The sequence below is a fragment of the Rhizobium sp. GR12 genome, assembly GCF_036596185.1.
GTDB classification, from domain to species: domain Bacteria; phylum Pseudomonadota; class Alphaproteobacteria; order Rhizobiales; family Rhizobiaceae; genus Agrobacterium; species Agrobacterium nepotum.
This window is the reverse complement of the sequence record NZ_JASXTH010000008.1, coordinates 84,418-101,252: the sequence shown is the minus strand read 5'-3', so window position 1 is coordinate 101,252 and position 16,835 is coordinate 84,418. Positions and strand designations below refer to the sequence as shown.

The 16,835-nt window shown below is 59.7% G+C and carries 13 protein-coding genes; 9 read left to right on the top strand and 4 right to left on the bottom strand.

Annotation, left to right across the window (positions count from 1 at the left end; genetic code table 11):
• Positions 1-30 precede the first annotated feature (30 nt).
• Genes QSK43_RS15400 through QSK43_RS15390 form a run of 3 tightly spaced genes read left to right on the top strand, consistent with a single transcriptional unit; the run spans position 31 to position 2,605 of the window.
• Complete coding sequence (locus QSK43_RS15400; RefSeq protein WP_332304164.1) at positions 31-1,188, top strand: LLM class flavin-dependent oxidoreductase; 1,158 nt, start codon at positions 31-33, stop codon at positions 1,186-1,188.
• Positions 1,188-2,081: an aldo/keto reductase gene (locus QSK43_RS15395; RefSeq protein ID WP_332304163.1), complete on the top strand. Its 894-nt coding sequence runs from the start codon at positions 1,188-1,190 to the stop codon at positions 2,079-2,081. The genes QSK43_RS15400 and QSK43_RS15395 overlap by 1 nt, the downstream gene beginning before the upstream one ends.
• Complete coding sequence (locus QSK43_RS15390) at positions 2,081-2,605, top strand: flavin reductase family protein (protein ID WP_332304162.1); 525 nt, start codon at positions 2,081-2,083, stop codon at positions 2,603-2,605. The genes QSK43_RS15395 and QSK43_RS15390 overlap by 1 nt, the downstream gene beginning before the upstream one ends.
• Positions 2,606-2,676: 71 nt before the next feature.
• Here the strand turns inward: QSK43_RS15390 and QSK43_RS15385 are convergent, their stop codons facing one another.
• The 3 genes from QSK43_RS15385 to QSK43_RS15375 all read right to left on the bottom strand — a co-directional run bounded on the left by QSK43_RS15385 (position 2,677) and on the right by QSK43_RS15375 (position 8,611).
• Positions 2,677-5,817, bottom strand: a complete 3,141-nt coding sequence (locus tag QSK43_RS15385) for an efflux RND transporter permease subunit (RefSeq protein WP_332304161.1) — start codon at positions 5,815-5,817, stop codon at positions 2,677-2,679.
• Positions 5,814-7,115: an efflux RND transporter periplasmic adaptor subunit gene (locus QSK43_RS15380; RefSeq protein WP_332304160.1), complete on the bottom strand. Its 1,302-nt coding sequence runs from the start codon at positions 7,113-7,115 to the stop codon at positions 5,814-5,816. The genes QSK43_RS15385 and QSK43_RS15380 overlap by 4 nt, the downstream gene beginning before the upstream one ends.
• Before the next feature lie 299 nt (positions 7,116-7,414).
• The gene (locus QSK43_RS15375) at positions 7,415-8,611 is read right to left on the bottom strand and encodes a polysaccharide biosynthesis/export family protein (RefSeq protein ID WP_332304159.1); all 1,197 of its coding nucleotides are present in this window, start codon (positions 8,609-8,611) and stop codon (positions 7,415-7,417) included.
• Positions 8,612-9,313: 702 nt separating this feature from the next.
• On the opposite strand from QSK43_RS15375, the gene QSK43_RS15370 reads away from it, so the two are divergent.
• From QSK43_RS15370 to QSK43_RS15350, 5 genes are all read left to right on the top strand, one after another.
• Positions 9,314-10,840 (top strand): ABC transporter substrate-binding protein, encoded by a 1,527-nt coding sequence (locus tag QSK43_RS15370; protein ID WP_332304158.1) that lies wholly within the window; start codon positions 9,314-9,316, stop codon positions 10,838-10,840.
• Between the two features lie 227 nt (positions 10,841-11,067).
• Entirely contained in the window at positions 11,068-12,009 is a 942-nt protein-coding gene (locus QSK43_RS15365) for an ABC transporter permease (RefSeq protein ID WP_332304157.1), read from the top strand.
• A complete protein-coding gene (locus tag QSK43_RS15360; protein WP_332304156.1) occupies positions 12,009-12,884 on the top strand; it encodes an ABC transporter permease in 876 nt (291 codons plus the stop codon). Before QSK43_RS15365 ends, QSK43_RS15360 begins: the two co-directional genes overlap by 1 nt.
• A gap of 1 nt (position 12,885) precedes the next feature.
• Positions 12,886-14,109: an amidohydrolase/deacetylase family metallohydrolase gene (locus tag QSK43_RS15355; protein ID WP_332304155.1), complete on the top strand. Its 1,224-nt coding sequence runs from the start codon at positions 12,886-12,888 to the stop codon at positions 14,107-14,109.
• An 83-nt stretch (positions 14,110-14,192) separates the two neighbouring features.
• The gene (locus tag QSK43_RS15350; RefSeq protein WP_019564632.1) at positions 14,193-14,687 is read left to right on the top strand and encodes a RidA family protein; all 495 of its coding nucleotides are present in this window, start codon (positions 14,193-14,195) and stop codon (positions 14,685-14,687) included.
• A 6-nt stretch (positions 14,688-14,693) separates the two neighbouring features.
• On the opposite strand, the gene QSK43_RS15345 is transcribed toward QSK43_RS15350, so the two are convergent.
• The gene (locus QSK43_RS15345; protein ID WP_332304154.1) at positions 14,694-15,530 is read right to left on the bottom strand and encodes an IclR family transcriptional regulator; all 837 of its coding nucleotides are present in this window, start codon (positions 15,528-15,530) and stop codon (positions 14,694-14,696) included.
• An 89-nt stretch (positions 15,531-15,619) separates the two neighbouring features.
• On the opposite strand from QSK43_RS15345, the gene QSK43_RS15340 reads away from it, so the two are divergent.
• Complete coding sequence (locus tag QSK43_RS15340; protein WP_332304153.1) at positions 15,620-16,816, top strand: aminotransferase class V-fold PLP-dependent enzyme; 1,197 nt, start codon at positions 15,620-15,622, stop codon at positions 16,814-16,816.
• Positions 16,817-16,835: the final 19 nt, after the last annotated feature.

Sequence of the window (16,835 nt, the reverse complement as noted above, 5' to 3'; positions counted from 1 at the left end):
AAAACGAGAGCGGCCTTGAGGAGGAATTGAATGACCGTCGTACCCGTTACATCCGCTGATCTCAATGCTGCCGAGGTCTCCTGGTTTTCCGCCCTGTGTTCCGATGATTACGCCTATCTGGGCGTGCCGGATGGCAGCCTGCGCTCCAGCTTCGGACATTGCTCCGATATCGTCAAAAAGGCCGAAGAACTCGGTTTTCGTAACATTCTCTGCCCCTCGTCCTATCAGGTCGGGCAGGACACGCTGAGCTTCGTGGCGGGTTGCGCTCCGATCAGCGACCGTATCAATTTCCTCGCGGCGATCCGTTGCGGCGAAATGCAGCCGATCATGCTGGCGCGTACGGTGGCGACGCTCGATCACATGCTGAAGGGCCGCCTGACGCTCAACGTCATCAGCTCCGATTTTCCAGGAGAGGTGGCTGACAGCGCGTTTCGCTACAGGCGCAGCCACGAGGTCGTGCAGATTCTCCGCCAAGCTTGGACGCGCGACACCATCGATCACGATGGTGAAATCTACCAGTTCAAGGGTGTCTCCACCGAGCCGGCGCGGCCTTACCAGCAGAATGGTGGTCCGCTGCTCTATTTCGGCGGTTATTCTCCCGATGCGCTGGAGCTGTGCGGCGCGCAATGCGACGTCTATCTGATGTGGCCGGAGACGAAAGACCAGCTTGCCGACCGCATGCGCGCCGCCCATGAGCGAGCCGCAGCCCATGGCCGTACGCTGGATTACGGCCTGCGTGTCCATATGGTCGTGCGCGATACCGAGCAGGAAGCGCGGGAATATGCCGAGCATCTTGTCTCGAAGCTCGATGACGAATATGGGCAACTGATCCGCAACCGCGCGCATGACAGCGGCTCATTGGGTGTGTCGCATCAGGCGCGTGCCCGTGAACTCGCTGACAAATTCGGTTATGTCGAACCCAATCTGTGGACCGGTATTGGCCGGGCGCGGTCCGGCTGCGGCGCGGCGCTTGTCGGCTCCACCGACAAGGTCCTTTCGGCGCTGGAGGAATACCAGAAGATGGGTATTCGCGCCTTCATCCTTTCCGGTTATCCGCATCTCGATGAGGCTGAACACTTCGGCACCAAGGTCCTGCCTCAGATGAAAACCTGCTCCCTGCCGCACGCCTACGGCCGGGTGCCTTCTGAAACACCTGCCACGCCGCTCGGCAACGGGGAACGCCACTGATGGAACGTATCGCTCTTTCTGAAACACTGGAACTCAGCCGCGTCGTTTACGGCATGTGGCGCATCGGCGACGATGCCGACACTTCGCCCGCCCATGTGCAGGCCAAGATCGAAGCATGCCTGGCGCAGGGCATCACCACGATGGACCAGGCCGATATCTACGGCGGATACACGGCTGAAGCCATTCTGGGTTCGGGGCTTAAGACTGCGCCTTCGCTCCGCGGCAAAATTGAAATCGTGACGAAGTGCGGCATCGTTGCACCTGCCGGGCGTCATTCCTCCGCCCGCGTCAAGCATTACGACACGACGGCTGACCACATCAATAAATCGGTCGAAGCGTCGCTTCGCGACATGGGTACGGATTACGTCGACCTGCTGTTGATCCACCGTCCCGATCCACTGATAGATGCCGAGGAAACGGGCAGGGCGCTGGATGCGCTGGTGACGACCGGCAAGGTCCGGGCCTTGGGTGTTTCGAACTTCCGCCCGTGGGATTTTTCTCTGCTGCAATCCGCCATGACCAGCAGGCTGGCGACGAACCAGATCGAAATGAGCCTTCTTGCAACGGATAGCTTCACCAACGGCGATCTTGCCTTCCTTCAGGAAAAGCATGTGTCGCCCATGGCATGGTCACCGCTTGGCGGCGGTTCGCTTTTTTCCGGCGCCCATGGCGCTACAACGGCAGCGCTGGAACGCATCGGCAGGGAGCAGGGCGTCGACGCCACCGCCGTTGCCATTGCCTGGCTATTGCGGCATCCGGCAAAGATTCTGCCGGTGCTCGGCACCAACAATCTGCAACGCATCAAGACCGCAGCGGACGCGATGCGCGTAAAGATAGACCGCCAGACATGGTTTGAACTTTACACACTTGCAATCGGAAGTGAGGTCCCCTGATGTCAGTCGCCGAAGCAGTCAAAACGCCGAATGAACATGTATTCGTTCCCGGCGGCGAAAACAGCCGCAGCTTTCGTAACGCGCTTGGCGCTTTCACCACCGGTGTTACGGTGGTGACGGCCGCCACGCCAAATGGCCCGATCGGCATGACGGTCAACAGCTTCGCGTCCGTGTCGCTCGATCCGCCGCTCGTGCTATGGTCACCCGCCAAGAGTTCGTCCCGATACCCGGCCTTCAGCGGCGCAACCCATTTCGCCATCCATGTGCTGAGCGCCGATCAGGATGTGCTGAGCGCCCGCTTCACCCGCAACGGTCGCGCCTTTGACGATCTCGACTGGGAAATCAACGACGAGGGCGTTCCCGTTATTCCCGGCACGCTGGCGCGGTTCGAATGCCGCCAGGCAGCGGCGCATGACGCTGGCGATCACACGATCATTATCGGTGAAGTGCTGCGGGCCGCCCATCGAGATGGCGACCCCTTGTGTTTTTCGGGCGGTGCCTTCGGCCGGTTTTCGAAGCAATGAGCCATGCCCTGCCGCTTTCAGCAACCGCTCGCTGACACCAGCGCGTGTACAGCGACCCCGTTTCAGCCGCGCTAGGCAGCGACGGAATCGGGTTCGCTGGCGCCTTCCGTTTTTTGCGGTTCGGCGTGTTGTTCGGCTGATTTCTTGCGTGAAAACAGCCCGGCGAGGAACTTGCCGAAACGATCCATTTCCACGAAGATCACCGGGGTGATGAACAGCGTCAGCAATTGCGAGACGATGAGCCCGCCGACGACTGCGACGCCGAGCGGCTGGCGCAATTCCGAGCTGGCGCCGGAGCCGAGCGCGATGGGCAGGGCGCCCAGCAGCGCGCAGAAGGTCGTCATCATGATCGGCCGGAAACGGCGCACGCAGGCCTCGTGAATGGCCCGGGCGGGCGGTTCCTTCTGTTCGCGGATCAGTTCCACCGCCACGTCGATCATCATGATCGCGTTTTTCTTGACGATGCCGATCAGCATCAGAAGGCCGATGAGCGCGATGATCGAGAAGTCCATACCCATCACCTTCAACGCCACCAGTGCGCCGAAGGCCGCCGCCGGCAGGCCGGAAAGAATGGTCAGCGGGTGAATGAAGCTCTCATAAAGCACACCGAGAACCACATAAATGGTCAGCACTGCCGCCAGAATGAGAATGCCGGTATTGCCCTGGCTCTGCTGGAAGATCGCCGCCGTGCCGCCATAGCTGGTGAACACGTCCTGCGGCAGCCCTATGGCGCTCTTGATCTGGTCGATCCGGCTGGTCGCATCCGAAAGCGCCACGCCGTCCGGCAGGTTGAAGGAGACCGTGGTGGAAACGAGCTGGCCCGTCTGGTTGATGGTGACCGGCGCCTGCGTACGGGTGAGGGTGGCGAAGTTGGAAAGCGGAACCAGGACACCCGATTTTGCCGAGAGAATATTGATGTCGCTCAGGAAATTGTCATTCCATTGCTTGGAGCTGTCGAACTCCACGATCACGTCGTAACTGTCGCCGGTCGACTGGATTTGCGCCGCCGTATAACCGCCGAACGACATCTCCAGCGTCTTGCGCAGTTGATCGTTGGTGATGCCGAAAGCGGCGGCCTTTTCCGGATCGACCGAGATCGTTGCGGCGATCGCACCGTTCTGGGCATCGGAGGTGACGGAGGTGAATGTGTGGTCGCGGCGCATCGCCTCCATCAGCTTGTTCGACCATTCATTGGTGGTGTCGGCATTCAGGCCCTGAACGACGAGCTGGTATTGGCTGGCGGAGCTGCGCCCACCGAAACGCAGGCTCTGCTGCGGATTGATATAGGTGCGGATGCCGGCCACTTTCGATGTAGCCTGCCCCAGTTCCGCCAGCACCTGGCTGAGCGGCGCGCGCTCCTCCTTGGGTTTCAGTTCGACGAACATCGAGCCATTATTCAGCGGATTGCGGGAATTGCCGCCGACGGTGGAAGTGACATGCACCACGGCCGGGTTCTTGCGGATCTGATCGGCCACCTGCGCCTGAAGATCACGCATTGCGGTATAGGAAATGTCTTCGCGCGCCTGCGTTGACACGGAAAGACGACCGATATCTTCCTGCGGGAAGAAGCTGGAGGGAAGGGTCTCGAATAGATAGAGCGAGGCTGCAATCGAGGCCAGAAACGAGACGAGAACCACGCGACGATGGGAAAGACACCAGCCGACGGCCTTGCCATAGAGGTGAAGCGTGCGCTCAAAGCCGGCGTCGAACCAGCGGATGATGGCTGGCGGTCTGGAGGAATGGCCGGAGAGGCGCGAGGCGAGCATCGGCGTAACGGTCAGCGAAACCAGCGCCGACGCCATGATCGCCAGCGTGACGACCATGCCGAATTCGTTGAAGAGCCTGCCGACCACTCCGCCCATCAACAGAATGGGAATGAACACCGCAACCAGCGAGACGGACATGGACAGAATGGTGCCGCTGACTTCCGCAGCCCCCTGAAGGGCGGCCTCGCGCATCGTCAGGCCTTTTTCGTGTAGTCGCAGGATGTTTTCCAGCATGACGATCGCATCGTCCACCACAAGCCCGACTGACAATGTAAGCCCGAGCAGTGAGATGTTATCGATACTGTAGCCCAGAACATACATGGCGCCGAAGGCGGTGATGAGTGACAGCGGCACGGCAAGGCCCGGAATGATGGTCGCCGTCAGATGTCCGGTGAAGAGATAAATGACCGCGACCACCAGCCCGATGGTGAGGAGCAGCGTGAACTGCACGTCGGAGATTGCGTCCTTGATTGCGGTCGAGGCATCGTTCATGACGTGGATATTGACCGAGGGCGGCAATTGCTGGTGAAGCGCAGGCAGCTTGGCCTTGATGGCATCCACCACGTCCACCGTGTTGGCGTCCGGCTGACGCTGTACGGCAAGAACGATCGCCTGTTCGCCGTCAAACCAGCTGCCGGCATTGGGATTGTCGATGCTGTCGGTGACGTTGGCGATATCGCCAAGATGGATGGGAGCGCCGTTGCTCGTCGCCACGACCAGCGAGCGGAAGGCCGTCGCATCGGTGCGCTGGGTATCGGCCTCGATCGTCAGGCGCTGATTGTCGTTCTGCATCGCGCCCACCGGCACCTGATTGTTCGCCTGCGCGATGGCGGTCGTGACGGTATCGACGCCGAGCCCTCTTGCCTGGAGCTGTGAGGGATCGAGGCCGATACGCACGGCGTAGGTCTGCGCGCCGTAGACGCTCACCTGCGCGACGCCGGAAATGGTCGACAGAAGCGGCGAGATGATATTCTCGGCGATTTCGTCCACCTTGCTGGTCGGCATTTCCTTGCTGTTGATGGCAAGCAGCAGCACCGGTGCATCGGCCGGGTTGGTCTTGCGGTAGCTTGGCGTCGTCGTCATGTTGCTCGGCAATTGCCGCTGCGCGCGCGAGATCGCGGCCTGAACATCGGCCGCTGCCGCGTCGATGTTACGGTTGAGATCGAATTGCAGCACGATTGAGCTGTTGCCCAGCGTGTTGGTGGCGCTGATTTCGCTGACGCCCGGAATGGTCTCGAACTGCTTCACCAGCGGTGTGGTGACTGATGTGGCCATGGTTTGCGGCGACGCACCGGACAATGCCGATGAGACGTTGATCGTCGGGAAATCGACTTTTGGCAGGGCGGCGACCGGCAGCAGGCTGAAACCGGCAAACCCGGCGAGCACAAGCCCTATGGCGAGAAGGGTGGTGGCTACGGGCCGGTTGATGCAGAAATTCGGGATCATGGGCTACCAACCTGTTCCTGCTGCGGAATATTGGCGGCCAGATTGCCGGCCGCGCCGCCCTTGTCGGAGAACTGCTCGATCACTTGCTGACCGTCGGCAAGTTCCGACTGGCCTTCGACGATTACATGCTCGCCGCCGGACAGGCCGCTTGCAATGGCGGTGAGATCGCCGTTCGAGCGGGCGACTTCCACTGTCGTCATATGGACGTGATGGTTGTCATCGACCGAATAGACGAAATTGCCCTTTGGCCCCGGCCGCACCGCGACCGTCGGCACGACGACCATCTCCTTGTCGGAGACGAAATGTGCCGTGACGTTGACGGACTGGCCGGGCCACAAAAGACCGCGGTCGTTCTTGAATTCCGCTTTCGCCAGCACGGTGCCGGACGTTTGGTCCACGGTGTTGTCGTAAAACCGCAGCACGCCGCTCATGGGCTCGCCGCCCGTTGCCGCCGGGTCGACATCCACCGCGGTGTTCTTCTGGACGCCTTCGCGCAATTGCGGCAGGTAACGCTGCGACAGGCGGAAACTGACCGAGATGGGATCGTATTTCGTGATCGTCACGATGTTGATGCCGGCGCTGAGATAAGCGCCCGGGCTGACGGTGATATCGCCGAGCCGCCCGTCGAAAGGCGCGCGGATCTCCATATGTTCGAGCGTCACCTGGTCGGAAGCGAGTGCTGCCTTGTCGGCATCGATCTTGGCGGCGGCGCTGTCCCGTGCTGCCCTTGCCTGATCCAGCACCTGCTGGGACTCGGCGCTCTGCTTGACCAGATTGGCGGCACGCTGGAGGGCGGCCTCCGTCTGTTCCAGCGTCGCCTGATCGGCGGCGATATTGGCCTTGTCCTTGTCGACGGCTGCGCGGGCGATGCGGTCGTCCATTTTGAGGATCAGATCGCCCGCCTTGATATGCTGACCGTCCTTCGCCGAGATTTCCGTGACGAGGCCGACCTGAAGCGGCGCAATATTGGTGATGTCGGCGGCAACGGCCCATCCCGTCGCCGTTGCGTCCAGCGGTAACGTCGCCTTGCCGACCGCGATGGTGCTGACAGTAGGGGGGCCGCCATTCCGCCGCCCGCTGCCTTGCTTTTGTCCCGTTCGCTGGGCGGATTGACCGTTCTGCAACGGTTGTTCCTTCTTACCGGCGGATCCATCTGCCGCGGCCGTTTCCGCCTGTGGCGAAACGCTGGCGAATTGTTTGAGATAGGGAATTTGATCCAGCGGCAGGCGATCTTTAAAATGCCACGCGCCGGCGGCTGCGATGGCAAGAACGCTGAGAGCGGTCCAGAAACGTTTCATCTGACGGTTCCGCAAAATGAGAGCAATACATGTTTCCCGAACATGTGCGGTAAGCCTTGGGAGCAGCTTTTCTCCACAAGACACCCAATGCGCTGCGAAATCACCTTAAACTTTTGTAATGGCGGCGACAATGTCCGCCTCCATGTTGCTCTGCGAAACAGGGACATGGCGGTCTTCGCCATGTGCTTGTCGCCAGGCTCGGCGGGCGGTGATCGCGGTTGCACACGCCTGTTCCCGGCCAAAGAAAAAGCCGCCTCGTTTCCGGGGCGGCTTTGGTGTGAGCGGCGAGATGCCGAGGGTCAGAAGGCCCGGATGGCGTTGCGTGTCGCAAGCACATCGTCGGAGACATTGCCCGCCGTTGCGGGAACGGAGCCGACGAGATCCAGGAACTTGTAGAGTTCGGTGGCCTGCGAGTTGGTGACGTAGATGATATCGCGATCCTGCATCGGGAATTTCGTGGTGGCGAAGAAGGTCGACGGATCGCGCAGGTTGGCGCGGAAAATGACGGGAACTTCCTGCCCCGGGAATTTCGACGTGTCGATGCCGAGCTTCACGAGAAGATCGCGTTTGACGGTGCGATAGACATAGACCTGAGCGGGGTCCGCGCGGGAATCGAGCAACCCGCCCGCCTTGCCGAGCGCATCCGAGAGCTTGAGAGCGGCGTCCTCGAACTCGAAACGGCCGTTGAGACCGGAAGCGCCGAAGGCGAGATAGGTGCGACGCTCACGCTCCACCATGACCGTGTCGCCCGGAACGACGTAAATATTCTCGGAGGGCGTGCTGACAAGGTGATTGTAGTTGATGCGCGCGGTCTTTCCGCGACGGATCAACGTGACATAGGATTCGATATTCGGAGCGCTGAGGCCTTTAGCATAGGAGATGACGTCGAGAACGCGATCGCCGGCTTCCGAAAGCTGGACCTTTGTCGGCTCCTTGACGTCGCCAAGCACGGATGCCTGTGCGGAGCGGCTGGAAATCTTGGTGATAAGGACCTGCGGTTCGATGGCGCGGTTGGCGAGCCGCTCTTCGATTTCGCTCTGCACGTCCTCGACATTGCGGCCGGTCGCGCGGATCTTGCCGGCATAGGGAACGCTGATATTGCCTTCCCGGTCCACCGTCTGGTTCGGCAGGCTGATGAAGTTGCCGGGACGGCTGCCTGCGTCGTTTGGAATGAACAGGCCACCGGCCTGGCTTTCGAAAATAGCGACCTGCACCACATCGCCGACACCCATCGGCAACGCCGGAACGCCACCCTTGCCGCCGCCGAAACTGCCGAGCAGCGTGGATGCGGTGGTATCGTCGACAAAGTTCAGGACGGAACTGTTTATGTCGATGAGGGCGTAATCGACACCTGCGGATTTATGCTTGCCCTTGGAACCGAATTTCACCGAAGCGTTGGATTCGATTGATGCCGCATCGGGACCGGAGGCCGCAGTAACCGTGCAACCTGCCAGTGCTGCGGAGGCAAGCAGAATCGAAACATTCAATAAACGCATTTGGTCCTCAAAATAAATATCGTCCGAAAAAAAGAAACAATCGGACATCGTATAAGTTTATAAAAATAAGAACTTCATAAATGACGCCGGTAAATGAAACATCAACCGGAATTACATCCGTTCAGCAGAATCGCGTCCCGAAATATTTATACCAGCATCAGGCCTATGCCTAATTTCAGGCGATGCTTCAAGTTCACTCATTGCTCAATGACGCCGGAAAATCCGTATCAAGCGCAATATTCACGTTCCCGAACGGTGTCAGTATTATTGCTCGTCAATATTCAATCAGGTCTCATAATCTCTTTGATTGCCGCATTGCGCTAGTGCAGTTTTGTCACGCTTGCGCGGTTTCTTTCATGTTTGTATGGAAAACATGCTAATCGATTGTTCTGAAAGATTATTTTGTCTGCAGCCGCGAGCTGCCAGAGCGTAGCACACCTGACAGGAATACATCGTTTTTACTTGTTTTCCATCAAGCCCGCTCCGCCAGAGCGAAATTCACGATATTGGCGCATTCCCGCAGACGGGCGCGATCCATGGGCGATACCCGCCATTGAGCTCCGATTCATCTTCCCGATGCCGGAAACCGTCATCGCATCTCATTGTCATTGACAAGGCGTCTTATCGAGATATTCTGTTATAAAGATGCATATAACATAATAATGGAACAATACGGTTGAAACTAAGAGCTGGGAGCTTAAAATGAGACGTAAACTTGCATTTCTCGCCACCGCTGCTTTGCTGCTTGTGCCGGGTGTGATGATGGCTCAGGAAAAGGGCGGCGTCATAAATGTCGCCACGATCGGCGAACCGCCGACGCTCGATCCGATGGCCTCCACCGCCGATCTCGTCGGCATCGTCACGCAGCATATTTTCGAAACGCTCTACACCTTCGACAAGGGTTGGAAGGTAACGCCGCTTCTGGCGGAAAGCCTGCCCGAGATCAGTGCGGACGGCAAAACCTATGCGATCAAGTTGCGGCAGGGCATCAAGTTTCATGATGGCAGCGACATGTCCTCGGAAGATGTCGTTGCCTCGCTCGGCCGCTGGATGAAAATCGCCTCGCGTGGCAAGCAGGCCGCCGGCTTCATCGACAATATCTCCGCGCCGGATGCCGCAACGGTGACGATCACTCTCAAGCAACCCTATGCGCCGCTGACCTCGCTGCTCGCTTTCAACAATTCTGCAGCCATCATTCTGCCCGCTGAAAAGCAGGCGGAGCCGATGGCCGAATTTGTCGGCACCGGCCCCTATATGCTGAAGGAACGCAAGGCGGACCAATATATCCAGCTTGTTCGTTTCGACGGCTACAAGTCTCGCGGTGGTGAAAGCGACGGCTATGGCGGTGCGCGGCATCAATATCTCGATGAAATCCGTTTCGTTCCGGTTCCCGATCCGAATACCCGCGTAGAGGCCGCCGTTTCCGGCCAGTATGATTATGTCGATTCCATTCCCGTCGAATCCTTCGACAAGGTGAAGTCTTCCTCGGCCTCGCAGCCGATGATGCTGAAGCCCTTCGGTTATCCTGTCTTCGTGTTCAACACCAAGGAAGGATTGTCGTCCAAGCTCGAAGTTCGCAAGGCGATCACTGAAGCGCTCAACATGGAAGACATGCTGGCGGCCGCTTTCGGCAGCACGGATTTCTACGCGCTCGATGGCGCCTATTATCCCGACAATTTCTCCTGGCATACGGAAGAGGGCGTCGAGGGCAATTATAATATCGGCAATCCGGAAGCCGCTGCCGAAAAGCTGAAGGCGGCCGGTTACAATGGCGAGCCATTGCGCATCCTCACCAGCCGCCAGTACGAGTTCCATTACAAGATGGCGCAGGTTGCTGTGGAATATCTGAAACTTGCCGGTTTCAAGGTGGACATGCAGGTGGTCGATTGGGCGACGCTGACGCAGCGCCGTGCCGACCCGAAGCTCTGGGATATCTACATCAGCCATAGCCCCTTCCTGCCGGAGCCGGCATTGATCGGCGCACTCTCCGCCAGTTCACCCGGCTGGTGGGATACGCCGGCGCGCAAGGCGGCGGTTGACGCCTTTACCTCCGAGGCAGATCCGGACAAGCGCATCGCGCTCTGGGCTAATGTGCAGAAGACGATCTATGCCGAGTTGCCGCTCATCAAGATTGGTGACTTCAACGCCGTGGCGGCGAAGTCCAACAAGCTTGATGGCGTCGATCCGGCTCCCTGGCCGTATTTCTGGAACGCTTCGGTCACGAAGTAAGATCGGCTTCGCACTCCGTCACCCCGGACTAGGTCCGGGGTCCAGCGCGATCAAGTCTTTGATCGCAAGGGACCCTTTCACCACGCAGACGCGCGGTGGCTGGATGCCGGATCATCCTCGGGCCTGACCGGGGGACCGGCATGACGGAAGTGAGCGGTCGGCTTTTAAACAACTCTGTTCAACCGTCGCCTGATAGCGGCCCATCACGCGCTTCGGAGCATACATACGTGATACGGTATATTTTCCAGAGACTTGCGGGAATGATCGTGGTGATGTTCCTCGTCGTCACCATCGTCTTCGTCATCTTGCGCGTCACACCCGGGGACCCTGCCGCTGTAATGCTGGGGCCGGATGCCTCGGCGCAGGACATTGCGGAGCTGCGCACCCGGCTCGGGCTCGATCAGTCGCTCGGCATACAATATGTCTATTATATCGGCCAATTGCTGCGCGGTGATCTCGGCCAGTCGATCTTTCTCAACATGCCGGTTGGCGCAGCACTTCTGGATCGGGCGGAACCGACCTTCTTCCTGACGATCTTTTCGCTGCTGATCGCCAGTGCCATCGCGCTTCCCATCGGTATCTATGCCGCTTACCGGCGCGGCTCCTTCGTGGATCAGGCCGCGACCACCATTGCGATGCTGGCGGCGAGCATTCCGAGCTTCTGGCTCGGCCTCATCCTCATGCAGTTCTTCGCCGTCCGGCTCGATATGTTCCCGGTGTCGGGATATGGCGGTCCGGGCGCAAGCTTCCTCGAGCGCATGTATCACCTGACCTTGCCGGCAATCGCGCTTGGCCTCGTCTCTTCAGCCCTCATTCTGCGCTTCACCCGTGCCTCGATGCTGGATGTTCTCGGCGACGACTATGTCCGCACCGCCAGAGCCAAAGGCGTCAAGGAGCGGCGGGTGGTGATGAAACATGCGCTGAAGAACGCGCTCATCCCCATCCTCACCGTGCTTGGTCTTACCGCCGCCGTGTTGATCTCCGGTGCCGTCGTCACGGAGACCGTTTTCGGCCTGCCGGGCGTCGGCAATCTCGTTGTGTCGGCCGTGCTCAGGCGCGATTATCCGGTCATTCAGGGCGCGCTTCTCGTCATCGCCGGGCTTTACGTGCTCATCAATTTTGCCATCGACATGCTTTATCTGCTGGTCGATCCGAGGGTTCGTTACTGATGGCCGATATCACCTCCACCGCCCAACCGGCGCGCAAGCCGGCGATCCTGTTTATTCGGCGCCTGCTGAAGCGCAAGACGGTCGCCGCCGGCCTAATCGTGCTGTTCGTCTTCGTGCTGCTCGCCGTTTTCGCGCCGATGATCGCGCCCTATTCGCCGTCGAAACTGTCGATCGTGAACCGACTGAAGCCGCCGAGCGAACTCTACTGGTTCGGTACCGACGAGTTCGGTCGCGACGTGTTTTCCCGCACCATTTACGCCGGAAGACTTTCACTTCTTGTGGGGGCTGCCGTTGTGGTGCTGTCGTCCGTCATCGGCATCACGCTCGGGCTGCTCGCCGGCTTTTTCCAGAAGCTGGATACGCCTATCGCCCGGCTGATCGATGCCATGATGGCGTTTCCGGATATTCTGCTGGCCATCGCACTGGTTGCCGCACTCGGGCCGTCACTGACGACGGTGATCATCGCGCTTTCGGTCGTTTACTCGCCGCGTCTCGCCCGCATCGTGCGCGCCTCGACGCTGGTCATCCGCGAATTGCCCTATGTGGAGGCGGCAAAAGCGCTCGGCATCTCCACCTTCCACATCATGACCCGGCACGTGCTGCGCAACCTGATCTCGCCGATCCTCGTGCAATGCACCTTCCTCTTTGCCAGCGCCATGCTGGCGGAGGCCGGTCTTTCGTTTCTGGGGCTTGGTGTCAGCCCCGAAATTCCAACCTGGGGAACCATGATCTCCGCCGGCCGCCAATATATCGGCCAGGCGGACTGGATGACCTACTTCCCCGGCTTTGCCATCATTCTTTCCGTGCTGTCGCTGCAAATGGTCGGCGACGGGCTGCGGGACATGCTCGACCCAAGACTGCGAAGGGATTTGTAAGATGACATCCGGTGAACAGGCGAAAAAGCCTCTTCAAGCTCCCATTCTTCTCTCCAATGTGAAACCCGTCGGTTTCGGAAAGGGTGCGCCTGAGGGTGTGACCGATATTCTGATCGGCGGCGACGGCAAGATCGTGGCGGTCGGACTTGCTCTTGAAGCGCCAGCGGATGCGCAGCGCATCGATGCCAAGGGCGCGTTCATCTCGCCCGGCTGGGTCGATCTGCATGTGCATATCTGGCATGGCGGCACCGATATCTCCATCCGTCCCTCAGAATGCGGGGCCGAGCGCGGCGTGACGACGCTGGTGGATGCCGGTTCGGCAGGCGAGGCGAATTTCCACGGTTTCCGCGAATATATCATCGAGCCCTCGAAGGAACGCATCAAGGCCTTCCTCAATCTCGGCTCCATCGGGCTTGTCGCCTGCAACCGGGTGCCCGAACTGCGCGATATCAAGGATATCGACCTTGACCGCATCCTCGAATGTTATGCCGAAAACAGCGAGCATATCGTCGGCATCAAGGTGCGGGCGAGCCATGTCATCACCGGCTCCTGGGGTGTCACGCCGGTCAAACTCGGCAAGAAGATCGCAAAAATTCTGAAAGTGCCGATGATGGTGCATGTCGGCGAACCGCCGGCACTTTACGACGAGGTGCTGGAAATTCTCGGCCCCGGCGATGTCGTGACCCATTGCTTCAACGGCAAGTCAGGCTCCAGCATCATGGAAGACGAGGACCTGTTCAACCTTGCCGAACGCTGCGCCGGCGAAGGCATCCGGCTGGATATCGGCCATGGCGGCGCATCCTTCTCCTTCAGGGTGGCGGAAGCGGCGATTGCACGCGGCCTTTTGCCGTTCTCGATTTCGACGGACCTGCACAGCCATTCGATGAATTTCCCGGTCTGGGATCTGGCGACGACCATGTCGAAACTGCTGTCGGTGGAGATGCCTTTCGAAAAAGTCGTTGAGGCGGTCACCCGCAATCCGGCCTCCGTCATCCGCCTCGACATGGAAAACCGCCTCGATGTCGGTACCCGTGCCGATTTCACGATTTTCGATCTCGTGGATGCCGATCTGGAGGCGACCGATTCCAACGGTGATGTTTCGCGTCTCAAGCGCCTGTTCGAGCCGCGTTATGCGGTGATCGGCGCCGAAGCCATTGCCGCCAGCCGTTACATTCCAAGGGCGCGCAAGCTGGTGCGCCACAGCCATGGCTATTCCTGGCGCTGACCCGACTGGAACGGCGGGGAGGGATGCTCTCCGCCTTCCGCAGAGATTATGGGATACCAGTCCCGGCATTATGAGGAATTCGCGTGAAACAGTCTTCGCTTGAGGCAGATGGGCGTCATTCGCCCTACGACCGGCTTGCCGCGCTCGGCATATCGCTGCCGCCACCGCCGCCGCCGATCGCCAATTTCGTCACACATGTGGTGGAAGGCAACATGCTTTATCTTTCGGGCCAGGGTCCGAGGGAGGAGAACGGCCACCTATACGCCGGCAAGGTCGGCGCGGAAATCGGGCTGGATGAAGCGTACCAGCATGCGCGCCTCACCGGCATCAATCTTCTTGCCGTCATGCATGAGGCGCTGGGGGATCTGTCGCGGGTGAAGAAGGTGGTCAAGCTGCTCGGCATGGTCAATGCGGTCAGCGATTTCCGCGATCACCCAAGCGTCATCAACGGCTGTTCGGATCTCTTCATTGATGTCTTCGGCGATGCCGGGCAGCACGCCCGCTCCGCCGTGGGGTTCGGCTCGCTGCCGGGCAACATCACCGTGGAGATTGAAGCGATCATCGCGCTTAGGGATTGAGGCCGTTCAATGGTTGCGCCAGCCCATCAGCTTCTCGATCCTCTCGGCCGAAACCCTGACCTGTTCGGTATAGTGGTTCTCGTCCGCCAGCACCTTCTGTTCCGGCAGCACGATGGAAATAGTCGCCACGCATTCGCCGCTGCGGTCGCAGATTGGCGAGGCGATGCAGGCGACGGCATAGTCGGACTCAGCGACCTGTATCGACAGCCGGTCACGGAACGCCGTTCCTGCCGATTGCGAAAGGGCCTCCGGGTTGATTTCCGCGCGGCCGGTCGGCGACGTGCGGGCGCACCGTCTGAACAGTTCGACGCGCTCCTGCTCCGGCAGATGCCCGACAAGCAGGCGGCCGGACGCCGTCCAGTTCAGTGGAACGCGGGTGCCGACGCGCGACGCAACCTGAAAATGACTTGGGCCATCCGCCATTGCCAGCACCAGCATATGGTCGCCATCGCGGCCGCAAAGCTGCACGGTTTCACCCGCATGGCGGCAGAGATCGTGCATTTCGTGGGTGGCGACACCCATGAAATCCAGCGAGCGGGCATAGGCAAGACCATAGTGATAAAGCCGCGCGCCGAGCCAGATATTGCCGTCGGCATTGCGCGCCAGCATGTTCTTTTCGACGAGATCTTCGACGATCACATAGACGGTGGAAAGCGGCGCCTTGATTGCCTTGGCAATGGCGTAAGCGCCGGCTGGCGATCCGGTTTCGTAAAGATAATCAATGACCTGAAGGGCGCGGTCAATGCCGCTGACGCGCGAGCGCTTGGCCGCCTTGGCATCCGGGTTTTCCTCGGTCGGGGACAGGGCGGGTGAAGACAATTCGTCCAGTCTATGGGCGTCCAATTTCCGGCTCCTCATGAATTTTGAGAAGCTATTACATTATTATGGCATATATGTCGATGCCCATCGCATCGCAAAGACAGGAGAAAGACATGACCGAGGATATCAGAAGCAGGATCGGCCTTCGCCCGGTCATCAACGTCTCGGGCACCATGACGTCGCTCGGTGCTTCCATCGTCGTTCCGGAGGCGGTTGAGGCCATGGCGGCGATCCTGCCGCAATTCGTCGAGATCAACGATCTGCAGCGCAAGGCGAGTGCGATCATCGCAAGGCTGACGGGCGGAGAGGCCGGTTTTGTGACGGCGTCCTGCTCTTCCGGCATCAGCCTTGCGGTTGCCGGCACCATCACCGGCAACAATCTCCTGGCCATCGAACAACTGCCTGATGTCGCGCCGGAGAAGAACGAGGTGCTGGTGCAGATGGGGCATGTGGTGAGCTACGGTGCGCCGGTGGATCAGGCCATCCGGCTTGGCGGCGGCAAGGTGGTGTTGATCGGGCAGGCGACATCCACCCATCGCTATCACATGGAAAACGCCATCACCGAAAAGACGGCGGCGGCGGTTTATGTCGTCTCGCACCATGTGGTTGATTACGGTCTGCTGCATCTTTCCGAATTTGTCGAGATCGCCCATGCCAAAGGTGTGCCGGTTATCGTGGATGCGGCTTCCGAATATGATCTGGAGCTGTTTCTGGCCACGGGCGCGGATGTGGTGCTCTATTCCGGCCACAAGTTCCTCGGCGGCCCCACGTCAGGCATCGTGGCCGGCAAGAAGGAACTGGTGCGGCACGCCTTCCTGCAGAATATGGGCATCGGCCGCGGCATGAAGGTCGGCAAGGAAAGTATCTACGGCGTCATGGCGGCGCTGGAAGCCTGGGAAAAACGCGACCATGCCGGCATCCGTGAGCGTGAAACCGGCTATCTCCATCTCTGGAAGGAAACGCTGGACGGACGCCCCGGCGTCACGGCGCTGATCGAGCCGGACCCGACCAACAACCCACTCGACCGGCTGCGCGTCATCATCGATGCCGAGCAAGCGCATATCACCGCGTGGGACCTGACGACGGCGCTGGCGAAAGGCAATCCTCCGATCATTACCCGTGATCACGAGGTGGAGCACCGTTATTTCTATCTCGACCCATGCAACCTGCATCCCGGTCAGGAAACCATCGTGGCTTCCCGTCTGGCTGAGGAACTCGACAAGGCGCGCGCCTCCAACGAGGTGATTGCAACCCCGTTCGATGACCGCAGCCGCCATCGTTTCGACGGCATGCTGCGCTGGCCGAATTGAGTTAAACAGGCGGCAGCCA